Origin of the sequence: Prochlorococcus sp. MIT 1314 (assembly GCF_034093315.1) — a bacterium.
In the GTDB taxonomy this organism is placed as follows: Bacteria; Cyanobacteriota; Cyanobacteriia; order PCC-6307; family Cyanobiaceae; genus Prochlorococcus_A; species Prochlorococcus_A marinus_Y.
On record NZ_CP139300.1, the window covers coordinates 1,027,108 to 1,049,006 of the forward strand.

Below are 21,899 nucleotides of genomic sequence, written 5' to 3' on the forward strand. Positions count from 1 at the left end.
GGCTATTGTCTGATATATGGCCAATACAATGAATCCTAACGAACCCTTTGATCTGCGCTTGCCTACACCAGGCTGCTACTTAGATCCTGAGAAAGCTGGAATGGATTCTGATGCTGTTTTTCAAGGAATGACAGCACATCTTTTCTATACACTTGGAAAATTAGCTACTTCTGCAAGTCCTCACGACTTTTATATGGCTTTAAGTTACGCAGTTAAAGATAGGCTAATGACAAGATATTTAGCGAGTCAGGAAGTTATAAGAAAAAAACCACAAAAAACTGTAGCTTACTTATCAGCAGAATTCTTAATAGGCCCTCAATTAAGTAATAACCTTCTCAACCTAGGCATAACTCAAGAAGCAGAAAATGCTTTAAAAAGATTTGGAATTGAATCATTGTCAACCATTCTTGAAGTAGAAGAAGAGCCTGGACTAGGTAATGGTGGACTTGGCAGACTTGCTGCATGTTATATGGAATCATTAGCATCCCTTCAAGTTCCCGCAGTTGGTTATGGTATTCGCTATGAATTTGGCATATTTAATCAGTTAATTAGAGATGGTTGGCAAGTTGAAGTGACTGATAAATGGCTCAAAGGTGGATGGCCATGGGAACTTCCACAACCTGATGAATCATGTTTTGTTGGTTTTGGAGGAAGAACCGAAAATTATAGAGATAATAAAGGAAATTTTAGATCAAGATGGATACCTTCAGAACATGCCATTGGAGTACCACATGATGTTCCCGTCTTAGGATACAGAGTAAATACATGTGACAGACTAAGATTATGGAGAGCGGATGCAACAGAAAGTTTTGACTTTTATGCCTTCAATATTGGTGATTATTATGGCGCAGTAGAAGAAAAAGTTGCATCTGAAACTCTTTCAAAAGTTCTATATCCAAACGATGGCACTGATGAAGGTAGAAGATTAAGACTCAAACAACAACACTTTTTTGTAAGTTGTTCTCTTCAAGATATGTTAAGAAGCCTTGAAAAAAGATCTATATCAATAACAGAATTTCCTCAACATTGGACAGTCCAATTAAATGATACTCATCCTGCTATTGCAGTAGCAGAATTAATGCGACTTCTTATTGATCAATATCATGTAGGTTGGGATCAGGCTTGGAGCATAACAACCTCCTCAGTTGCTTATACCAACCACACTTTGCTTCCAGAGGCTTTAGAAAAATGGGATCTAGGATTATTTAATGATCTCCTTCCAAGGCATCTTGAAATTATTTATGAAATTAATTGGCGATTTCTACAGCAACTAAGACTACGTTATCCCGGTGATGACAAAATCCTTCAAAAGCTCTCAATAATTGATGAAGAGGGCTCTAAATCTGTAAGAATGGCGCACTTGGCTACAATTGGCGCTCATCATATAAACGGTGTAGCCGCTCTTCACTCAGATCTAATAAAAAGACAGCTTCTACCTGAATTTGCAAAACTATGGCCTGAAAAATTTACAAATGTCACTAATGGAGTTACTCCAAGAAGATGGGTTGCTCTCTCAAATCCTTCTTTGTCTAGCCTTCTAGAGAAAGAAGTAGGTGCTGATTGGATAACCAACATGGAACTTCTCAAAAAGTTAGAGTCAAAAAAAGATGACGACAATTTTTTACAACAATTTGAAGAAACTAAGTTAAATGGGAAGCGAAAATTAGCAAGTTTTATCCATTCAAAAACAGGGATACTTGTTGATCCGTCCAGTTTATTTGATGTTCAAGTAAAAAGAATTCATCAATATAAAAGGCAACATTTAAACGCATTACAAATCATTGCCCAATATCTAAGAATCAAAAATGGAACGAACAATTATGAAGTCCCAAGAACCATAATATTTGGAGGTAAAGCCGCGCCGGGTTACTTTATGGCAAAACTAATGATTAGATTCATTAATGGTATTGCTGATGTAGTTAATTCAGATCCAGATATGGATGGTCTATTAAGAGTTGTTTTTTTACCTGACTATAATGTCAAGCTTGGTGAAATAGTTTATCCTGCAACAGATCTTTCAGAACAAATTTCAACTGCTGGAAAAGAAGCATCTGGGACTGGGAATATGAAATTTGCCATGAATGGAGCATTGACTATTGGAACTCTAGATGGAGCTAATGTGGAATTAAGAGATCTTGTTAAAAAAGAGAATTTCTTTCTTTTTGGAAAAACTGAAAGTGAAATTATGGATTTAAAAAATAATAATTACTTGCCTAAAACTTTTATTGATCAATCTCCAGAACTAAAAGAAGTAATACGTTTAATTGAGATTGGAAACTTTAGTAATGGGGATAAAGAATTATTTAAACCTCTTTTAAATAGCTTGACTTGTCATGATCCATTCTTTGTTATGGCTGACTTCGCAGATTATTTAAATAAACAGGATGAAGTCAGTAGATGTTGGAATAATAAAAAATCCTGGAATAAAATGGCATTGTTAAATACCGCAAGATCAGGATATTTTTCATCAGATAGATCTATTAGAGAGTACTGCAAATCCATTTGGAAAGTCTCTCCAATGCCAGTAGAGATTACTTGTGATGTGGAAGAACTATCTAATTAATATTTTTCTTATCTGGAAAATCTGGAGTTTGATGAAATAATCTATTCAAAATCAATCTATCCACATTTAATGGATCTGGTGCTATTTCCTTTGCAATTTCTTTAAATTCTAGTTCAATACTATTTGAAATTTTGGCATCAAAAATTCTTTCCATTAATGCTTCAATTGAATATAAATGTGCATTAACACTTTCAAGTTCATCTAAAGCTTCAGTAATTTCTATATCAGAAATTTCTTTTTCTTCTGAACTTTTATCAACACTGAATTCTCTTTCAGATAATTTTCTCTGCAATTGATTAGTAACCTTATTACAAAGAGTTCTAAAAGATTGAAGTGATGCCCAATTCAACTCTTGTTGCTGCTTAAAAGTAGGAAATTCTCTAATAAGACGATCATGCTCTTTATAAAATCTCTGGCAATCTGAGCATTGACATGGTTCTTCAGTCAAAAGTAAAAAAAACTCTTTTCATATCATCTCACTATTTGGGCATCATTGTAGGACCATCAAGTAATTCGTCATTTTCATCAAGTGTATCTGGACTATCTGGCAACGGGATCTCAATACTCGTAACTAAATTGATAACGTCTCTTAATCTCATAGAATCAGCAAACCATCCCATTGCTTGTTCAGCGTCTCCTCTCTTTTCAGCATCATTTGCTTGGTCTTCATGCGCTTCTGCCAATAAAGCAAGCCAGCATAAACACCTTGCTTGAACTATTGAAAGATCTAAATCATTAGGTTGGGATTTAGAAATACGTTCGTGTTCTTGTTGAATTAATAGCTTTAAACGCATATCATGCAACTTAGCCATAAAAGATTTATTACTAACTATACGCTAGCTAGAGAGTAGCAAGTTTGCACATATACTACATATAGATTATTACTTTAACGGGACTGGCGGGAGTCGAACCCACGGCCTACGGTTTAGGAAACCGTTGCTCTATCCTGCTGAGCTACAGCCCCAATAGATGATTTTTGGAGTAATAAGCATTATGCTAGATGAAAGCAGGAGAGGCAATCGCAAAAAAGTTTTGTTTTGTTTCCAAAATAAAACTTTTTTGAGGAAAGTCCGGGCTCCCACGTGGTCAGGCTTGCTGGGTAATTCCCAGTGCGGGTAACCGTGAGGATAGTGCCACAGAAACATACCGCCTAATACTTATGTATGGCAAGGGTGCAAGGGTGCGGTAAGAGCGCACCAGCAACATTGAGAAGTGTTGGCTAGGTAAACCCCGGCTGGGAGCAAGGTTTAGTAGATTTACGACCATTACACGATCTACTTAAAAGCGCCGCTTGAGACTGCGAAGTAATTCCAGCCCTAGATAGATGATTGCCCATCTTATTTAAGGTGAACAGAACCCGGCTTATGACCTGCTTTCTAATTGTCTTGACGATTTCAATAAAATGACAAATATAATTGATGCTAAAAGAATCAATCAAATAATTACTTTTTCAAAATCTTTAAAAATTAAATCAAAAAGATTTTCTGACATTATTAGCACACAAAATATTTCAGCAATTCAGAATTTAAATCAAGCATTAACCCATTCTTCATATGACACAATAAAAAATTACGAAAAATTAGAATTCTTTGGAGATGCAGTACTAAGATTAGCTGCATCGAATTTTATTGAAAAAAAATATCCTCAAATGAGTGTAGGAGAAAGATCAGAGCTAAGAGCTCAAATTGTAAGTGATGACTGGTTAACTAAATTAGGGAAAAAAATTGACATAGAAAAAGTAATAATTAAAGGGCCCAAAGCTCTTGGTGATGAAAACTCAAAAAACACAATTATAGGAGAAGCGACCGAAGCCTTGATCGGTGCTATTTATAAGTGCTTTAATTCGATTCAGGAAGTAAATCTATGGCTAGATGATATTTGGGAGAAAGATTCAGAAATATTGTTAATAGCGCCATACAAATACAACGCCAAGTCAGTATTGCAAGAGTGGTGTCAAAGGGAAGGTTTTGATTTACCACTATATAAAACAATTGAAATCTCAAAAAAAAATGGAGATCCAAAAAGATTTTTTTGCGACATATTTATCAAAAGCTTAAAAGAATCGTCTGCATTTGGTAAATCTCGTAAACAGGCCGAAAAAAATGCAGCTAGAGTTTTGATAGAAAAATTTATAACTATAGGTAAGATCTGATTTTTAGACTATTTCTAAATTAGTTAATTTGAAAGTGATGAGTTTATCCCAATTACCACCTTCAAAAAGAACAGCTGCCCTATTTTTTGTAACTCTCTGGACAAAACCTTTATATCCTCTATATATGGAATCTGTATCTTTTACAACAACTAAAGAACCAGGGAGTATAGGCTTTGTTGATAATGCCATAAAAAACTTTATTTACTACAATATATGATAAAAAATAATAAGTGGTTAGTTGTTGGTTTAATAACATCATGTCATGGAATTAATGGACAAGTAAAAGTTAAATCTCTAAGTGATTTTGAAGAAAGATTTTTAATACCCGGTGAAAGATGGTTACAAAAAGAAAAAGAATCCCCTATAAAAATAGAACTTACTTCGGGTTATAAACAGCCTGGTAAAAAAACATTCATTATTAAATTTCAAGGAATAAGTTCTAGAAATCATGCTGAGCAACTTAAGAAATATAAAATTCTAGTAAAAGCTGATCAACTTCCTAAGTTAAATAAAGAAGAATTTCACTTGCTAGAACTTGTGAATTTACAAGTTAAAACTATAGAAAATAAAGTAATCGGGAAAGTTATTAATTTAGAAAATGAGAAAAATAATTTACTTGTTATTGAACTATTTAACAATCATAAAAAAGTTTTGATTCCATTTGTTGATGAAATAGTACCATTAGTAGATATAAAAAATAATTTTCTGATAATCAATCCCCCCAAGGGACTTTTAGAGCTATAAATTTAAAAAAAAATACATAAGATACTAATCATTCCACAGTTACACTCTTAGCTAAATTTCTTGGTTGATCGACGTCAAGTCCTCTATGAGCTGCAATATGGTAACTCAATAATTGCAAAGGCACTATATTAAGTAAAGGTGAAACCCATTCATTGTATGAAGGAATTTTCATTAAATAATCAAATATTTCCGTTCCATTGCATTCAGGAGCAATACCAATCAAATATGAGTCTCTAGCCTTTGCTTCTTGAGCATTACTGATAACTTTATCAAAAACTTCACCAGGAGAGGCAATAGAGATGACAGGTACTTTTTTATCTAATAAAGCTATTGGACCATGTTTCATTTCGCCAGCTGGATATCCAGCGGCATGAATATAACTAATTTCTTTTAATTTTAAAGCCCCTTCAAGAGCAATAGGGTAATTTATCCCTCTTCCTAAAAATATAACATCTTTAATATTAAAAAAATCATGCGCTAACTTTTCTGAAGATTTATTATGAGCCTCTAAGAGATCTTCTATTAATGGAGGCAGTTTTATAAGTTCTTTTATTAACTTATCTATTGCATCTGAACTTTGACTACCTTTAATTTGCGCAAATTTTATAGCTAATCCATAAAAAGAAAGTAATTGTGCAAAAAAAGTTTTTGTTGCTGCAACTCCCACTTCTATTCCTGCACAAATATCAATTATATTTGAAACCTGCCTTCCTATTGAGCTTTCTTTTCTATTTGTAATTGCGATAAGATTTGGTTTAAATTTTTTATCTTCAATTGAAGATCTTCTTTTAATTTCCATATCGATAGCTGCAATTGTGTCGGCAGTTTCTCCAGATTGAGTGACACCAATAGTTAATGTATTTGGTAACAATGGTGGTGGTGAATATCGAAACTCACTTGCATAAAATACATTGGTAGGAATACCTGAAAATTGTTCTAATAAAAATCTTCCCACCATTGCAGCATGTTTACTTGTACCACAAGCTATAATTTCAATTCTCTCAATTGATTCAAAAAACTTTGTATCAAAGGGATATTTGACTTGATATTGGCCATCTTCTACGTTTTTAATTAAATAACTTTCCAACCAATTTTTTGCAGTTCGAGGCTGATCATATATCTCTTTTAACATATAGTGTTTGAAATGCATCTTATCCATGATTTGCTCTGAGACTTTTAAAGAAACAGGATTTCGATATTGTCTCTCGTTGTTTGAATCATATATTTCTATTCCAAGAGGGGTTAATAAAGCTATTTCCTCATCCTCCATAGGCAGAATAATGTTTGTAAAATTTGCGATAGCTGGTGTATCACTTGCACAAATATATTCTCCTTCACCCAAACCAATAATCAAAGGGGCCCTTCTTCTTGCAACTACTAAAGAAGTAGGGGCACCAGCCCATAAGACTGCAAATGCATAAGATCCTTCTAAATCACTTATTACATTTCTCACAGCTACCAATAATGTTGAACCATTATTTTCAAGATTAAGTTTACTTAACGTATTTAATTCCCTTTCAATTAGATGAGGAATAACCTCAGTATCTGTATCCGAATTAAAAATAATACCCTCTTTCTCTAATTTATTTTTTAATTCTTGGAAATTTTCAATAATACCATTTTGAACAACTGCTATAGATCCTGTACTATCGATGTGAGGATGGGCATTTTTAACTTCAGGTTTTCCATGAGTTGCCCAACGAGTATGACCTATACCTACAGTTCCATGAATATTAGTATCATGAAGATTACTTATTAAATTCTTAAGTTTTCCCTCTGCTTTGTTACAAGTAATAGAATTTGTTTCGGAATTAATAACTGCAATACCCGCAGAGTCATAGCCTCTATATTCTAGTTTTTCTAAACCATTCATTAATAATGGTAAAGCTTTTTTATAACCAGTTACAGCGACTATTCCACACATACGGTAATTTTTTTTCAATTATATTGAAAAAAAATGAGTATTTATTAAAACATGGACTGTCTTAAAACTGCACTATAAAGTTAATATGCTAAACCCATACTCCTAGAAGTTTCATCTCCTAAATAAACGCGAATACTTAAAAAATCTGTTGGACATGCCGTTTCACATCTTTTACAGCCTACACAATCTTCAGTTCTAGGTGATGAGGCAATTTGGCCAGCTTTACAGCCATCCCAAGGAACCATCTCTAAAACATCTAGTGGGCAAGCCCTGACACATTGAGTGCATCCAATGCAAGTGTCGTAAATTTTAACTGCGTGTGACATTTAAAAATTGTCTTTTGAACCTCGTTATATAATACTATTGTCTTACAAAGAAATTAAAAAAATTAAGATATGCTTCACTCTTGTTAACTCTAGGGCATAAAATCTTATAGATACTTAGTAAATTACATAAACTATGTCACAAGAAATCCTCGAAAAGGTCTGTTCAATTGTTTCAGAGCAATTAAGCGTTGAAGCAGGAGAAGTAAAATCAGATTCAAACTTCCAAAATGATTTAGGTGCAGATTCTCTAGATACCGTTGAATTAGTTATGGCTTTAGAGGAAGCATTTGATATCGAAATTCCTGATGAAGCAGCTGAAGGAATCGCAACAGTTGGCGATGCAGTGAAATTCATTGAAGAAAAAAAAGGTTAATCAAGGATGCCAAATTTCCATCGAGTAGTTATTACTGGAATCGGAGCAGTAACTCCAATTGGTAACAACATTGATGAATATTTACTCAGTCTTCAAAAAGGGATTAGTGGGGTCTCAGGGATTACTCTCTTTGATCCCGCACAACATCCTTGCAAATTTGCAGCAGAAGTGAAAAATCTTCAATCTGAAAATTATATTGAAGCAAAAGAATCCAAAAGGTGGGATCGTTTTTCCCAGTTTGGAGTTATTGCTGCAAAGCAAGCCTTTAATGATTCTGGACTTGAAATTACTGAAGCTAATGCATCAAGAATTGGAGTAATAATTGGCTCTGGTGTTGGAGGCTTACTCACTATGGAAACTCAAGCTCAAATACTGAGTCAAAGAGGACCAAAAAGAGTAAGTCCATTTACAGTCCCAATGATGATTCCAAACATGGCAACTGGACTAGCTGCCATTGCTTTAGGTGCGAAAGGACCAAGTTCCTCTGTTTCTACTGCTTGCGCTGCCGGTTCGAATGCAATTGGGGATTCATTTAGATTACTTCAACTTGGGAAAGCAGATGCAATGATCTGTGGAGGGGCAGAAGCAAGTATTACACCTCTAGGAGTGGCTGGTTTTGCTAGTGCCAAAGCTCTTTCTTTCAGAAATGAAAGTCCCGAAACAGCGAGTAGACCTTTTGATGCAGAAAGAGACGGATTTGTTATTGGAGAGGGATCTGGAATTCTTGTTTTAGAAACTTTAGAAAATGCAAAAAAAAGAGATGCAAGAATTTATGCAGAAATTATTGGATATGGAACAACATGTGATGCGCATCATATTACTGCGCCCTCTCCAGGAGGGATTGGAGGAGCAGAAGCCATCAGACTAGCAATTGAAGAAAGTTCTCTAAGCCTAGACAAAGTCGATTACATAAATGCTCATGGAACGAGTACATCAGCTAATGACAAAAATGAAACTTCTGCAATTAAATCGATATTTAGAGACAGATCTTACCTTATTCCTGTAAGCTCTACTAAGTCGATGACTGGTCATCTCCTAGGAGGTTCAGGAGGTATAGAAGCAGTAGCTTGTATACTTTCTTTGACACATAATTTTATCCCTCCTACAATTAACTACGTCAATCCAGATCCTGATTGTGATCTTGATTATGTACCAAATAATGCAAGAGAAGCTCAAGTAGGGGCCGCTCTTTCTAATTCCTTCGGCTTTGGTGGTCATAATGTTTGCCTTGCTTTTAGCAAAATGAACTAATGACAACCAATTCTTTATTTCCAACTTATTTTATTTTAAAACAATGGTCGCTGCATCTGTTTCATTAGAATCTCTCTGTGTAAATAGTATAAGGATGCTTGCTGTAGATGCAGTAAATAAATCGAATAGTGGACATCCTGGGTTACCAATGGGATGTGCACCTATGGGTTATGCACTATGGCAAAACATACTTAATCACAACCCAAATAATCCACAATGGTTTAATAGAGATCGTTTTGTATTGTCAGCTGGTCATGGCTGTATGTTGTTGTATTCTTTGCTTCATCTGACAGGATACAAATCAGTTTCGATAGAAGATATTAAAGAATTTAGACAATGGGGATCAAAAACTCCTGGGCATCCAGAAACATTCGAAACTGAAGGGGTTGAAGTTACAGCTGGGCCGCTAGGTGCAGGCATTTCTAATGCTGTTGGTTTAGCAATCGCTGAAACTCACTTAGCCGCTAAATTCAACAAGCCAGATTGCAATATTGTAGATCACTATACTTACGTGATAATGGGTGATGGCTGTAATCAAGAAGGTATCGCATCAGAGGCTTGCTCATTAGCTGGTCATCTTAAGCTTGGTAAATTAATTGCACTCTATGACGATAATCAAATTACAATTGATGGACGCACCGATGTTTCTTTCACTGAAGATGTTTTAAAAAGATACGAAGCTTATGGATGGCATGTACAACATGTTGCAGATGGGAATCATGATGTTAAAGGAATAACTGAAGCTATCGAAAAAGCAAAATTAGTTACAGACAAACCTTCAATAATAAAAATTTCTACCACAATAGGTTATGGATCACCTAATAAATCAGATACCGCTGGTATTCATGGGGCAGCGGTTGGAGAAGAAGAAGCTGCATTAACTAGAGAGTTTTTAAATTGGGAATATCCTCCATTTGAAATACCAAATGAAGTATATGAACATTTTAGAAAAGCAATAACAAAAGGTGAAGATCTAGAGAAGAAATGGGAATCGAAATTTGGAGATTATCAAGCAAAATATCCGTCTGAAGGGGCTGAGTTAAAGAGAATGTTAAACGGCCAATTACCTGAGAATTGGGATAAAGATCTCCCTTCTTATACCCCTAATGATAAAGGTTTAGCAACCAGAAAACATTCACAAATATGTTTAGGTGCCCTAGGTCCTAACCTACCTGAATTAATTGGTGGATCAGCAGATTTAACTCACTCTAACTACACAGATATTAAAGGAGAAACTGGATCATTCCAAGCTTATAGCCCTGAAAAAAGATATTTACATTTTGGTGTACGTGAACATGCTATGGCAGCTGTACTTAATGGTATTGCCTATCACAATAGTGGTCTAATACCTTATGGGGGCACCTTCCTTGTTTTCGCCGATTATATGAGAGGTTCAATGCGACTTTCAGCACTTAGTGAATTAGGGGTTATCTATGTTTTAACCCACGATTCAATTGGTGTAGGTGAAGATGGTCCAACACATCAACCTATTGAAACCATACCTTCTCTTCGTGCTATGCCTAACATGCTAGTTTTCAGACCAGGTGATGGGAATGAGACGAGTGGGGCCTATAAACTTGCTATTCAAAATCGAAAAAGACCTTCTGCCCTTTGTTTAAGTAGACAAGGTATGCCAAACCAAGAAAATACTTCGATCGATAAAGTTGCTTTAGGAGGATATATAGTTTCTGATTGCGATGGCACACCAGATCTAATATTTATTGGTACTGGAAGCGAACTAAATCTTTGCATTGAAGCAAGTAAGGAAATTTCAAAATTAGGTAAAAAAACTCGAGTTGTCTCTATGCCATGCGTAGAACTTTTCGAAGAACAAGAAGAATCTTACAAAGAAAGTGTTTTACCTAGTAGTGTTACTAAGCGTGTTGTAGTAGAAGCTGCCCATTCATTTGGTTGGCATAAATATACAGGTTTTAATGGGATTTGTATTACTATGGACAGATTTGGCGCATCAGCACCTGGCGGCGAGTGTATGAAAAATTTTGGATTTACAGTTGAAAACGTCGTTAATAAGACAAAAGAAATTCTATAAATATTACTTGATAACTAAACTGAAGTATTACATCCTTCAAGTTTATCTTTTAGTTGATCAAGAGATTCATCTGAAATTTTTGAATTCATTGGACAATGTTTAGGTCCACACATTGAACAAAACTCAGCCTTTTTAAATATTTCTTCAGGTAATGTTTCATCATGGTATTGCTTTGCTCTTTCTGGATCTAATGAGAGTTCAAATTGTTTATTCCAATCAAAGTTATACCTTGCATGACTAAGTTCATCATCTCTATCACGAGCTCCAGCTCTATGCCTCGCTATATCTGCAGCATGAGCAGCTATCTTATAAGCAATTAATCCTTCGCGTACATCTTCTGCATTTGGGAGACCTAAATGTTCTTTTGGGGTTACATAACATAACATAGAAGTCCCATACCAACCAGCCATCGCCGCTCCAATAGCACTTGATATATGGTCATAACCAGGAGATATATCTGTTACTAATGGACCAAGTACATAAAAGGGAGCTTCTGAACATTCTTCCATTTGCTTTCTCACATTAAACTCAATTTGGTCCATAGGTACATGGCCAGGGCCCTCAACCATTACTTGAACATTATGTCCCCATGCTCTTCGAGTTAACTCGCCTAAAGTCTTCAATTCTGCTAACTGTGCATCATCAGAAGCATCATGCAAACATCCAGGCCTGAGGGAATCTCCTAGAGAGAAAGTACAATCATATTTCTTAAAAATCTCGCAAATATCATCAAACCTTGTATAAAGAGGGTTTTGCTTAAAATGATGTAACATCCACTGAGCTAAAATACCTCCTCCTCTACTTACAATTCCAGTAATTCTTCCTTTGACTTTTGGCAAATGCTCTATTAGTAATCCAGCATGAATAGTTTGATAATCTACGCCCTGCTGGCAATGTTTTTCAATAATATGAAGAAAATCATCTTCAGTTAGTCTATCTATTGACCCATGCACACTTTCTAAAGCTTGATAAACAGGAACTGTTCCTATGGGAACAGGAGATTCGTGAATAATTGCCTCCCGCACTTCATCTAAATTCACTCCTCCTGTAGAAAGATCCATAACCGTATCAGCCCCGTATTTAACAGCTAGCCTTAGCTTCTCTACTTCTTCATTGATATCACTTGCATTAGGGGAAGCTCCAATGTTTGCATTAACTTTACATCTAGAAGCAATACCTATAGACATTGGCTCAAGATTCAAATGATTAATATTAGCTGGAATGATTAATCTTCCTCTAGCGACTTCTTCCATTATTAAAGACGCAGGTAGATTCTCCTTTTTAGCAACAAAATTCATTTCTTCAGTAATATATCCGTTCCTCGCAAAATTCATCTGAGTTACATTATCTTTTCCAAGGCGAGGCTTAATCCAAGAACTTCTCATGATTTATAAATTTTTAAAGTGTTATTACTAAAGTTTGATCAAATTTCCACTTCCCTGCATCAGGATTAATGATTCAGGTTCAAAGGGTATGATCTCAGCTAAGTTAAATTTCTTAGCACCCCTAGTATTAATCTTATTAATAGCTCTTTTCTAAAAAATAGTCATCACATATTACGTAAAAATAAATAAAATATCTTATTTAACTTTTTGAAAAGACTTTATCTTTTTAAAAATGTTTTTCCTATCCAATCTTCGTCTTAAATCTTTCTCCAAAATAATTGAAATCCCCATTAAGCCAATAGGTAAATAAAAAATCTTCTTAGAATTTCCCCTCAATATAAATCCTAAAGCAGATATAAGGATCATCAAAGGAGCCACAAAAGATAAAATAAAAGTTTGATTAATTTTCATTTATTAATTTTCATTGTTTAATTCTACTATGGATTCTGTTATCACTTTGATTCCAACCGCAATAGCTCTTTCATCTGGATCAAATTTGGAACTATGTAGTGGAGCGCATCCATTGGAATTGGAAACACCAAGCCTAAACATAGCCCCAGGGATATCATTCAAGAATTCAGCGAAATCTTCAGCACCTAATGAGGATTTTTGTAATTCGATAACATTTCCTTGACCCAAAACCTTAATTCCCGAATCTCTGAGTACTCTATTAACTTCAGAATTATTGTTAACTGGTGGAGTAATTTCTCTAAATATTACTTTTGCATCCGCTCCGCAACTATTAGCTAAAGAAGAGATATTTTCATTGAGCCAAGTACCAATATTCTTAAATAACTGAAGATTAGTGCATCTAACCGTACCAATTAAATTAACCTTTTCTGCAAGGATATTGAATGCATTTCCACCACTTATTTTACCAAAAGTTATTACTACAGGATCTAAAGGATCTAACTTCCGTGTTATTGATTCTTGAATTCCCGAGATAACTTTAGAAGCCACCCAAATAGCATCAACTCCTTCATGAGGTCGAGCACCATGGCCTGATTTTCCTTTAATCTCTACCTTAAGTTCTCCGGCCGCTGCAGTTAAACTTCCCTCTTTAATCCCAATAGTCCCTACAGGTAAATCAGGGTAGACATGAACCCCCAAAATATGGGTTAAACCATTAGTTGCACCATCCTTAATCATCCATCTTGCTCCACTCGCAATTTCTTCAGCAGGCTGAAAAATTATCCTAGTCCCAAATTTAAGTTTTAAGTCCTTAACAATTTTTGCTACACCCAATCCAATCGTTATATGTAAATCGTGACCACACGCATGCATAACACCATCTACTTTTGACGCAAAACTTAATTTAGTTTCCTCAAATATTGGTAAAGCATCCATATCCACTCTTAAGCCTATAATACCTTTGTCTAAGGGACCAAAATCAGCTATAACTCCAGTCCTACCTATGGATTCTCTTACATTCCAACCAATATTTTTTAAATAACCACTTATTAAAATCGCTGTTTGATTTTCAAGTCCACTTAATTCAGGATGTGCATGTATATGTCTTCTTAAATTAATTAATTCATCATTAAAGGAATCAATTTTTTTTGAAAAGTGATCTTTATTCATTACTTATTTTAAATCGATAAAGTTCATTAAATCTTTAGTTGGTTTTGGAGGCCATCTTCTTACTTGTTTTAACCATTCCTCATCACTATACCTAGGATCTAATTCAGTTACTGCTATCCAATTACTCTCTGCTTTACCAGATTCACCCTTGGACCAACTCAAAGCTGTTAAAGCCGCCCTAGCATCTACAAAAGTTGGATAACGTCTAATTAATTTTTTTAATTCTTCTTCAGATTTATCAATATTCCCCAACTGAAAATCTACTAGCGCCATACTTGACCTTGCCATCGCAAATCCAGGATTATATAAAGCAGCTTTTGAAAATAAATCTCTTGCTTTTTCCCAATGTGATATAGAGCCTTCAACATTAGCCAAATTATATAATGCAGAGAAATTTTTACTATCTTGCGAAATAACAAACATATAATCTTTTTTAGCTTGCGCCCATAGACCTAATGCTTCCTCTGCTATACCTCTGTTAATGTAAGGATCTATTTCACTGGGATTTAAACTTATTGCCTTATTTTGGTCATCTATTGATCCTTCGACATCTCCTAAGACAAGTCTTACATTTCCTCTATTGCTGAAACCTGCAGCATCATCAGGATAAGAATCTAGATATCGATTCCATTCTTGTAAAGCGAAATTAAATTTTCCGACTGAACTTAAATCTAATGCATTTTTAAACAAATCCTCTCTCAAAGAAGATGAATAGCATGGTGCAATATAAAAAATATTGACAAAAACAAAAATTAATAAAAACCAAACCTTAACTTTTTTAAAAGTTATCATTTTTTGCATCAATGTACTTTTTACCTAAAGCAGTAAGCAATCTTCCTCGAGGAGTTCTAGTTAGGAAACCAATTTGGATTAAATATGGCTCAACTACAAATTCTAACATTGAAGAATCATCACCCAAACCCGCTGCGATTGAATCAAGGCCAGTGGGAATATTATTGTTTTGGTTTAAAAAAGATAAATATTGTCTATCTAGAGAATCCAATCCAGTTTCATCTATTTGGTAAGAATTTAAAGCTTTTTTTATTAAATTAACAGAGATAACATTAGTTTTTTGAACAACTTGAGCATAATCTCTAACTCGTCTTAATAATCTCAAAGCAATTCTTGGAGTCCCTCTAGATATCTTTGCTAAATCATAAGATGCTTGATCATCTAAATTAAGGTTTATTAATAGGGAGAAATTAACAATTATTTGTTTTAATTCATCATATGTATAAAATTCAATTTTCTGAGATATCCCAAATCTATCTCTTAGAGGTGGACTAATTGAAGCTAATTTTGTTGTCGCACCAATTAAAGTAAACCTTGGAAGATTAATTGTTCTACAACGTGCTCCTCTATTAGCTCCCATCGTTAAATCTAATCTAAAATCCTCCATTGCAGAATATAACAACTCTTCAGTTAACCTATTTAAGCGATGTATCTCATCGATAAATAAAACTTCACCTTCTTTTAATCCAAGTAGTAACCCTACAATATCTCTAGGTCTTTCAATTGCGGGTGCAGTAGCTATCCTACATTTTGTATTCATTTCATGAGCTATTAAAAAAGCCAGGGTAGTCTTACCTAAGCCAGGCTGTCCATATAAAAGAATATGCTCCAAAGGTTCTTTTCTATAAATTGATGCATCTATAGCTATTCTTAAAGAAGACTTAAGTTGTTCTTGGCCAATAAATTCTTGCAAAGTATTAGGCCGAGCTAAGTTCAGGTTGTTATTTCTTTTTTCTTCTGGAATGATTTTTGAATCAACTAGCCTCAGCTCTTTTTTACGAAGAGAAAAGTCATTATCGCCTATATTGGAGGAAATTATTGCCATAATGAAAGGTTAATTGCAATTGTTCTGAGTAGAAAGATTTTTTACAACTAAAATGGCAAAAAATTCAAACAAAGTTCAAAAAAATAATAAAAAAGAAATTAATTTTAAACGTCTAGCTGAGAATAGATATGCAAAATTCCAATATGCAATATCTGAAACAATCGAAGCTGGAATTGAACTTTTAGGGACAGAAGTAAAATCTATTAGAAACGGAAAAGCAAATTTAAGAGATGGATACTGTTCATTTAGAGATGGTGAGATTTTATTATTAAATGTTCACATTTCACCACACAAAAATGTAGGGTCTTTCTTTAATCATGATCCATTAAGAAATAGAAAGTTGCTTCTACATAAAAAAGAAATAATTAAACTGAAATCGAATACTGAAAAAAAAGGAATGACTATAATTCCATTATCTCTTTATTTAAAAGGCTCTTGGATTAAGCTAACTATTGGAGTGGGTAAAGGGAAAAAATTACATGACAAACGACAAAATGAAAAACAAAAAAGTATGAAAAAAGAAATCAACTCTGCACTAAAAAGATAAAAAATTTTGCAAACTGATTAAAACTATGAATCTAAACTTACTGTACTTGGAGGAGGAGAAGGATCTGGATCTGCAATTAGCATATGCTGTAAAACAGTTTCAGGCCTCTCACTATCTCTCCAGCGAATTTTGTAAGCAGGCATTTTTGTACCTCTGCTTGTAGTTTGCTCTACTGGCTCCATAACCCATCCTCTTCTTGATCGGCCTTGAGGATTTCTTTTCACTACTGAATCCGCGTGTTTGAAACGGAAACCAACACGTTCACCACTCATTTAAAAAATTTCGTATTGGATTAATTTATTTATTTTACTTCATTTAAGGGTAATTTTTCATTTTTATTCGAAGTTATTTCTGGTTTTAATAATGGGAAAGGGATTACATCTCTAATTGATGGACTATTAGTAATTAACATAATAAGTCTATCAATACCTATGCCTAATCCTCCAGTAGGAGGCATGCCAATCTCTAAAGCATTTAAAAAATCCTCATCTATACAATGAGCCTCAAAATCTCCTTCATCTCTAAGAGATTGCTGTAATTCCATTCTTTCTCTTTGATCTACTGGATCAATCAACTCACTAAAAGCATTTGCAAGCTCTCGACCACTAATGAATAATTCAAATCTCTGAACCATTTCTTTATTATCAAGATGAGGCCTAGCTAGAGGAGAAATTTCAACAGGATAATCAATAACAAAAGTGGGCTGTATAAGATGTGACTCTACTTTTTGCTCGAAGACCTCATTTAAAAGTCTTCCCATAGTATTTACTTTTATAGGCAATTGAACATTTATACCTTTAACAGCTTGTTTTGCGGCTTGAAAGTCTCCACTGAAAGAATCAAAATCAATCCCTGTGTATTTCTTGACTATATCTTTCATGGATATCCTTGACCAAGGTTTAGAAAAATCAATTTCTTTATTTTGATAATTTATAACTAAAGAGCCACATAAATCGGTAACGATATCTTTAATCAGTTCTTCTGTTAGATCCATCATATCGACATAATTAGAAAACGCTTGATAAATTTCAACTGAAGTAAATTCTGGATTATGCTTTGTACTTATACCTTCATTACGGAAGATTCTTCCTAATTCATAAACTTTCTCAAATCCTCCAACAACCATTCTTTTTAGATGTAATTCTGTAGCTATTCTTAGATAAAGTGGAATATCTAATGTATTGTGATGAGTAATAAATGGTCTTGCTTCAGCTCCACCGGCTTCAGACTGAAGAATTGGAGTCTCAATCTCTAAAAAGTTTCTTTTATCAAGCCATTGCCTTATAAAACTTATACATTTTGCTCGGGTTTTAAATACATTTTTAGAGTGAGGATTAACTATTAAATCTAGATAACGTTGTCTATATCTTTTTTCAATATCAGTCAATCCATGCCATTTATCTGGTAAAGGCTGTAATGATTTGGATAACATTTCCCATTTTTCTACTTTAATTGAAAGTTCACCTTTATTAGTTTTTTTAATAGTTCCGCATACCCCTATCCAGTCACCAATATCGACTATTTCCTTAAGATCTTCAAAAGATAGCAATTTTTGCTTTTCTAAATTTAAATCAATAATCCTTTTATCTAAATAAAGCTGAATCTGACCTTCTTGATCGCTTATTGTAAAAAAGGCAATCTTACCCATTACCCTTTTTGCCATCACTCTCCCAGCAATAGAAACATTGAATTCTTCCTCTTGACCATTTTCTAGATAATCAAATTTTTGGATAAGAAATTGTGTAGTATGTGAAACTAAAAAATTTTCTGCGTAAGAAGCAAATCCTTTACTGACTAATGTATTAGCTTTCTGTAAGCGTGCTTCTCTGATTTCAGACAAAATTTATTTTATATATTTGTTTTATTTAATTAAATTATCAGACTAAGGCTCAACTTGCCAAAGATGTTGCCGTTTCACCAACTCTCTGAGAAGCATAACCGATACCTCGAACAGTTAAAATTAGTTCTGGATTTCTTGGATCAGGTTCTAATTTCCCTCTTAATCTTGCTACGTATACATCTACAACTCTTAAATCTGCAGCTCTCCTAGGAGGATAACCCCATAACTGTTCTAAAATTTCCGCTCTTGGAACCACTTTACCAGGCTCGTCAAATAATAATTCTAGAAGGCTAAATTCAGTATAAGTCAGGCTAATTCTTTCACCGGCTCTAGAAACTTGTCTTCTATTAGTGTCAACAACTAAACTTCCAAATTTCATAACTCCCTTACCAGATGGAACTTCTTTCGCTTCTGTAACCGATACAGTAGGTCCCATTCTTCTCAAAATAGTCACTATCCTAGCTTCTAACTCTTTTGGGCTAAATGGTTTAGATAAGTAATCATCAGCCCCTAAATCCAAACCTGCAACTCTCTCTGAAATCGCCTCTAATGCAGTTAAAAATATTATTGGTACAACTGATTCAGCCCTAATTCTTCGACAAACTGCAAATCCGTCCATTTTTGGGAGCATTACATCAAGAACTATCAAATCTGGTGAATCTCTATGAAAAGATTCAAGAGCTTCTTCACCATTAGTGGCTGAATAAACCTGATATCCTGCTAGTTGAAGTCTTGTAACTAATACCTTCAAAACTGCGGGTTCATCATCAACAACTAAAATTCTTGCTTTTGACATAGTTAAAAAAGATTTCCAGATATTTCAAAGCAAATATATATTGCATTGAATTTGTATTCTAACAATTAAAAATATAACATTAAGAAGCCTCAAAGAGATATTCCATAGTTTTCCAGAATTTTAAAGAATTTAAAAATATGAGTTTTTCGAACAATTTTTACTTCTTTGCCAAATTAATTATTGCGCCTTTCTCTCCAGAAGATTTTAAAAGTCTCAAAAGTTGGGAACAAATTAAAGGAGCAAAAAAACCTGTAAGAAAAACATCAGCTAATATGTTTTGCACACTCGGGATAAAAAGTAAAAAAGTACTATCTGAGAAATTTGCAACCAAAATCTGCAGAAAATATAACATCCCACATAAAAAACTTCCAAAAGAACAAATTAAACCATACCTCAAATGTCCAACCAAACTATCACTTTGAATTTTTATTCTCCCAAACCAAATTCCACATAAAATTAAACCTGGTATTTGAGTAAAACTACTATCCAGAGTTACAGAATCTAAAACAAGACCTAAAAACAAACCAAATATTAATCCATTGATTGATCCATTAATCATTGACCATGGCAACAACCAAAATAAAGGCCAATATGGCTGGATTCCCAAAAATCCCAGCCAATTTGGGTGCCATAAAAAAATAATTGGGATAAAAATAAAGCAAATTATGGATAATTTTTTTGTGGAAAATTTATTCATTAAATTTTTACTTTTAAAATTTGTACCCAATCTATTACTTGAGGTTTTGCCAAAAGTAATATTTTTGCCGTTTGTTTAGATTTAAATGGCTCGTCTACAGATTGGACAATTCCAATAGGGATATTTGGAGGTAATAAAGTACTGGCAGGAGAAGATGACACAAAATCTCCAATTTTTATATCTGCATCTTTTGAATAAAGTATTAAGCTTGGATAATTATCTCCTATACCGACCAATAATCCATTCATTTGAATTCGATCCACCCATACAGCTACCTTACTTTCTGGTGAAGTTAATAAAGTTACAGACGAAGTAAATAATGAAGTACTATTTACTCTTCCTAATAATCCACCTGGGCCAACAACAGTACTACCAATTTTCACTCCATCTCTTGAACCTTTGTTAAGTATTATTTGTCTCCACCAACTGCCTATTTTTCTCGATATAACTGCAGCTGAAATATTATCATTACTAAACGAAGCCTGAAGAGATAAAATTTCTCGCAATCTTATATTATCCTTTTTGAGAAGATTTAATTTTATTAGAGATTCTTGGTCTATACTTTTAAGAATAACTTCCCTTTGAAATTGACCTGGCCAAAAAGGCTTTGAAATAAAATAATAAAAATCTTTGTAAATAGAGCCCTTAGATATTCTTAAAAAAACTAAAACTAAAAAACTTATAAACAATATCCAATAATTCTTTTTATGCCACCAACGACTATTAGAAATTCGTCGGATATCTAACATAATATTAATCTCTTATAGCGTTCCTTATAAAGTCTGGAGTATCAACAACTCTTTTAAGTTTTTTAAAATCATCCAAAACCTCCCCACAACCATTAACTACACATAGCAGTGGGTTTTCTGCTATGTGAGTAAAAATACCTGTTTCATCGCTCAATAAATCATTAATACCTCTTACTAATGCTCCACCTCCTGCAAGCATAATTCCCCTATCAACAATATCTGCAGCAAGTTCAGGGGGGGTGCGCTCTAAAGTTCTTTTTACAGCTTCAACTATTTTGCTAAGTGTATCAGCCATGGCTTCTCTAATTTCTCCTGATGTCAAAGTTACTGACCTCGGCAAACCAGATAAAAGATGCAAACCTCTCACTTCTAAAGTAGTTTTATCAAAATCATCATCTGGAAATGCAGATCCAATTTTGATCTTAATATCTTCTGCAGTTCTCTCTCCAACAACTAAATTGTGGACTTTTTTAAGATATAGGGCAATTGATTCGTTTATTTCGTCGCCAGCTATTCGAACAGATTCACTTAAAACAGTTCCTCCCAAACTTAATACTGCAACCTCAGTAGTACCACCACCAATATCAACAATCATAGTTCCAATTGGCTCAGTAACTGGTAATGAAGCTCCTATTGCTGCTGCAACAGGTTCATCGATTAAATGAACTTCTCTAGCTCCAGCCAATCCGGCTTCTCTTACTGCTCTTCGCTCAACACTGGTCACTCCACTTGGAATACCAATAACTATTCTTGGGGCTACTATACCCTTGCCTTCGTTACATTTTTGTATAAATGTTTTTATCATTTGCTCTGCCGCATCAAAATCTGCGATAACCCCATCTCTTAGTGGTCTTACAGCTCTTATATTGCCAGGTGTTCTTCCAAGCATCAACTTTGCTTCTTTACCAACAGCCAAGGGGACTCCTTCTTCTAAATCCATTGCAACCACTGAAGGCTCTTGTAAAACAACCCCCTTACCTGATACATGTATAAGAGTATTGGCTGTTCCCAAATCTATGCCAATGTCTCTAGAAAATTTAAATCTGTTAAAAATCACAATAAGAATTCTTTTTTTTTAAATAAT

At 34.2% G+C, this 21,899-nt stretch carries 23 protein-coding genes, 1 tRNA gene, 1 other RNA gene and 1 riboswitch; of the genes, 8 read left to right on the plus strand and 17 right to left on the minus strand.

Annotated features, from left to right (window positions below):
- Nucleotides 1-16 precede the first annotated feature (16 nt).
- Nucleotides 17-2,563 carry a glycogen/starch/alpha-glucan phosphorylase gene (locus tag SOI86_RS05980; protein ID WP_320680934.1) on the plus strand — a complete coding sequence of 849 codons (2,547 nt, stop codon included), beginning with the start codon at nucleotides 17-19 and terminating at the stop codon, nucleotides 2,561-2,563.
- Here the strand turns inward: SOI86_RS05980 and SOI86_RS05985 are convergent.
- From SOI86_RS05985 to SOI86_RS05995, 3 genes are all read right to left on the minus strand, one after another.
- Nucleotides 2,556-3,011: a hypothetical protein gene (locus SOI86_RS05985; protein ID WP_320680935.1), complete on the minus strand. Its 456-nt coding sequence runs from the start codon at nucleotides 3,009-3,011 to the stop codon at nucleotides 2,556-2,558. The two genes, SOI86_RS05980 and SOI86_RS05985, sit on opposite strands and share 8 nt — an antisense overlap.
- A 31-nt stretch (nucleotides 3,012-3,042) precedes the next feature.
- Entirely contained in the window at nucleotides 3,043-3,375 is a 333-nt protein-coding gene (locus tag SOI86_RS05990) for a hypothetical protein (protein WP_320680936.1), read from the minus strand.
- Between the two features lie 78 nt (nucleotides 3,376-3,453).
- Nucleotides 3,454-3,527, minus strand: a tRNA-Arg gene (locus SOI86_RS05995).
- A gap of 38 nt (nucleotides 3,528-3,565) precedes the next feature.
- On the opposite strand from SOI86_RS05995, the gene rnpB reads away from it, so the two are divergent.
- Nucleotides 3,566-3,944: RNase P RNA component class A (gene rnpB, locus SOI86_RS06000), an RNA gene on the plus strand.
- Between the two features lie 21 nt (nucleotides 3,945-3,965).
- Nucleotides 3,966-4,715 (plus strand): ribonuclease III family protein, encoded by a 750-nt coding sequence (locus tag SOI86_RS06005; RefSeq protein ID WP_320680937.1) that lies wholly within the window; start codon nucleotides 3,966-3,968, stop codon nucleotides 4,713-4,715.
- Between the two features lie 3 nt (nucleotides 4,716-4,718).
- Here the strand turns inward: SOI86_RS06005 and SOI86_RS06010 are convergent, their stop codons facing one another.
- Nucleotides 4,719-4,904 carry an NAD(P)H dehydrogenase subunit NdhS gene (locus SOI86_RS06010; protein ID WP_320680938.1) on the minus strand — a complete coding sequence of 62 codons (186 nt, stop codon included), beginning with the start codon at nucleotides 4,902-4,904 and terminating at the stop codon, nucleotides 4,719-4,721.
- A gap of 24 nt (nucleotides 4,905-4,928) precedes the next feature.
- Here SOI86_RS06010 and rimM point away from each other — a divergent pair, with 24 nt between their 5' ends.
- Nucleotides 4,929-5,459: a ribosome maturation factor RimM gene (rimM, locus tag SOI86_RS06015; RefSeq protein ID WP_320680939.1), complete on the plus strand. Its 531-nt coding sequence runs from the start codon at nucleotides 4,929-4,931 to the stop codon at nucleotides 5,457-5,459.
- Nucleotides 5,460-5,487: 28 nt separating this feature from the next.
- Here rimM and glmS read toward each other — a convergent pair whose 3' ends face one another.
- Both glmS and psaC read right to left on the minus strand, forming a co-directional pair.
- A complete protein-coding gene (gene glmS / locus SOI86_RS06020; RefSeq protein ID WP_320682502.1) occupies nucleotides 5,488-7,383 on the minus strand; it encodes a glutamine--fructose-6-phosphate transaminase (isomerizing) in 1,896 nt (631 codons plus the stop codon).
- Nucleotides 7,384-7,463: 80 nt separating this feature from the next.
- Complete coding sequence (gene psaC, locus SOI86_RS06025) at nucleotides 7,464-7,709, minus strand: photosystem I iron-sulfur center protein PsaC (protein WP_007099573.1); 246 nt, start codon at nucleotides 7,707-7,709, stop codon at nucleotides 7,464-7,466.
- A gap of 133 nt (nucleotides 7,710-7,842) precedes the next feature.
- Here psaC and acpP point away from each other — a divergent pair, with 133 nt between their 5' ends.
- The 3 genes from acpP to tkt are packed head-to-tail and all read left to right on the plus strand — an operon-like array spanning nucleotide 7,843 to nucleotide 11,383.
- Nucleotides 7,843-8,082 carry an acyl carrier protein gene (gene acpP / locus SOI86_RS06030; protein WP_002808065.1) on the plus strand — a complete coding sequence of 80 codons (240 nt, stop codon included), beginning with the start codon at nucleotides 7,843-7,845 and terminating at the stop codon, nucleotides 8,080-8,082.
- A gap of 6 nt (nucleotides 8,083-8,088) precedes the next feature.
- Nucleotides 8,089-9,333 carry a beta-ketoacyl-ACP synthase II gene (gene fabF / locus SOI86_RS06035; RefSeq protein ID WP_320680941.1) on the plus strand — a complete coding sequence of 415 codons (1,245 nt, stop codon included), beginning with the start codon at nucleotides 8,089-8,091 and terminating at the stop codon, nucleotides 9,331-9,333.
- A gap of 43 nt (nucleotides 9,334-9,376) precedes the next feature.
- On the plus strand, nucleotides 9,377-11,383 hold the full coding sequence (gene tkt / locus SOI86_RS06040) for a transketolase (RefSeq protein WP_320680942.1): 2,007 nt from the start codon (nucleotides 9,377-9,379) through the stop codon (nucleotides 11,381-11,383).
- 14 nt (nucleotides 11,384-11,397) lie between these two features.
- Here the strand turns inward: tkt and thiC are convergent, their stop codons facing one another.
- The 5 genes from thiC to ruvB all read right to left on the minus strand — a co-directional run bounded on the left by thiC (nucleotide 11,398) and on the right by ruvB (nucleotide 16,186).
- Entirely contained in the window at nucleotides 11,398-12,768 is a 1,371-nt protein-coding gene (gene thiC / locus SOI86_RS06045; protein ID WP_320680943.1) for a phosphomethylpyrimidine synthase ThiC, read from the minus strand.
- Between the two features lie 34 nt (nucleotides 12,769-12,802).
- Nucleotides 12,803-12,901, minus strand: a riboswitch (TPP riboswitch).
- Nucleotides 12,902-12,963: 62 nt separating this feature from the next.
- Nucleotides 12,964-13,179, minus strand: a complete 216-nt coding sequence (locus tag SOI86_RS06050; protein ID WP_320680944.1) for a DUF3188 domain-containing protein — start codon at nucleotides 13,177-13,179, stop codon at nucleotides 12,964-12,966.
- Nucleotides 13,180-13,182: 3 nt separating this feature from the next.
- Nucleotides 13,183-14,349, minus strand: a complete 1,167-nt coding sequence (locus SOI86_RS06055; RefSeq protein WP_320680945.1) for an amidohydrolase — start codon at nucleotides 14,347-14,349, stop codon at nucleotides 13,183-13,185.
- Between the two features lie 3 nt (nucleotides 14,350-14,352).
- A complete protein-coding gene (locus SOI86_RS06060) occupies nucleotides 14,353-15,141 on the minus strand; it encodes a tetratricopeptide repeat protein (protein WP_320680946.1) in 789 nt (262 codons plus the stop codon).
- The gene (gene ruvB / locus SOI86_RS06065) at nucleotides 15,128-16,186 is read right to left on the minus strand and encodes a Holliday junction branch migration DNA helicase RuvB (RefSeq protein ID WP_320680947.1); all 1,059 of its coding nucleotides are present in this window, start codon (nucleotides 16,184-16,186) and stop codon (nucleotides 15,128-15,130) included. Before ruvB ends, SOI86_RS06060 begins: the two co-directional genes overlap by 14 nt.
- A gap of 52 nt (nucleotides 16,187-16,238) precedes the next feature.
- On the opposite strand from ruvB, the gene smpB reads away from it, so the two are divergent.
- Complete coding sequence (gene smpB, locus SOI86_RS06070; RefSeq protein WP_320680948.1) at nucleotides 16,239-16,733, plus strand: SsrA-binding protein SmpB; 495 nt, start codon at nucleotides 16,239-16,241, stop codon at nucleotides 16,731-16,733.
- A 23-nt stretch (nucleotides 16,734-16,756) separates the two neighbouring features.
- On the opposite strand, the gene SOI86_RS06075 is transcribed toward smpB, so the two are convergent.
- The 6 genes from SOI86_RS06075 to SOI86_RS06100 form a co-directional block, all read right to left on the minus strand.
- On the minus strand, nucleotides 16,757-17,005 hold the full coding sequence (locus SOI86_RS06075) for a hypothetical protein (protein WP_320680949.1): 249 nt from the start codon (nucleotides 17,003-17,005) through the stop codon (nucleotides 16,757-16,759).
- Between the two features lie 29 nt (nucleotides 17,006-17,034).
- Nucleotides 17,035-18,573, minus strand: coding sequence for a lysine--tRNA ligase (gene lysS, locus SOI86_RS06080; RefSeq protein ID WP_320680950.1), 1,539 nt, complete (start codon nucleotides 18,571-18,573; stop codon nucleotides 17,035-17,037).
- A 49-nt stretch (nucleotides 18,574-18,622) separates the two neighbouring features.
- Nucleotides 18,623-19,369, minus strand: coding sequence for a response regulator transcription factor RpaB (rpaB, locus tag SOI86_RS06085; RefSeq protein WP_320680951.1), 747 nt, complete (start codon nucleotides 19,367-19,369; stop codon nucleotides 18,623-18,625).
- 157 nt (nucleotides 19,370-19,526) lie between these two features.
- Nucleotides 19,527-20,066, minus strand: a complete 540-nt coding sequence (locus SOI86_RS06090) for a hypothetical protein (protein ID WP_320680952.1) — start codon at nucleotides 20,064-20,066, stop codon at nucleotides 19,527-19,529.
- Nucleotides 20,066-20,815: a rod shape-determining protein MreC gene (gene mreC, locus SOI86_RS06095; protein ID WP_320680953.1), complete on the minus strand. Its 750-nt coding sequence runs from the start codon at nucleotides 20,813-20,815 to the stop codon at nucleotides 20,066-20,068. The genes SOI86_RS06090 and mreC overlap by 1 nt, the downstream gene beginning before the upstream one ends.
- Before the next feature lie 4 nt (nucleotides 20,816-20,819).
- Nucleotides 20,820-21,872: a rod shape-determining protein gene (locus SOI86_RS06100; protein WP_320680954.1), complete on the minus strand. Its 1,053-nt coding sequence runs from the start codon at nucleotides 21,870-21,872 to the stop codon at nucleotides 20,820-20,822.
- Nucleotides 21,873-21,899 lie beyond the last annotated feature (27 nt).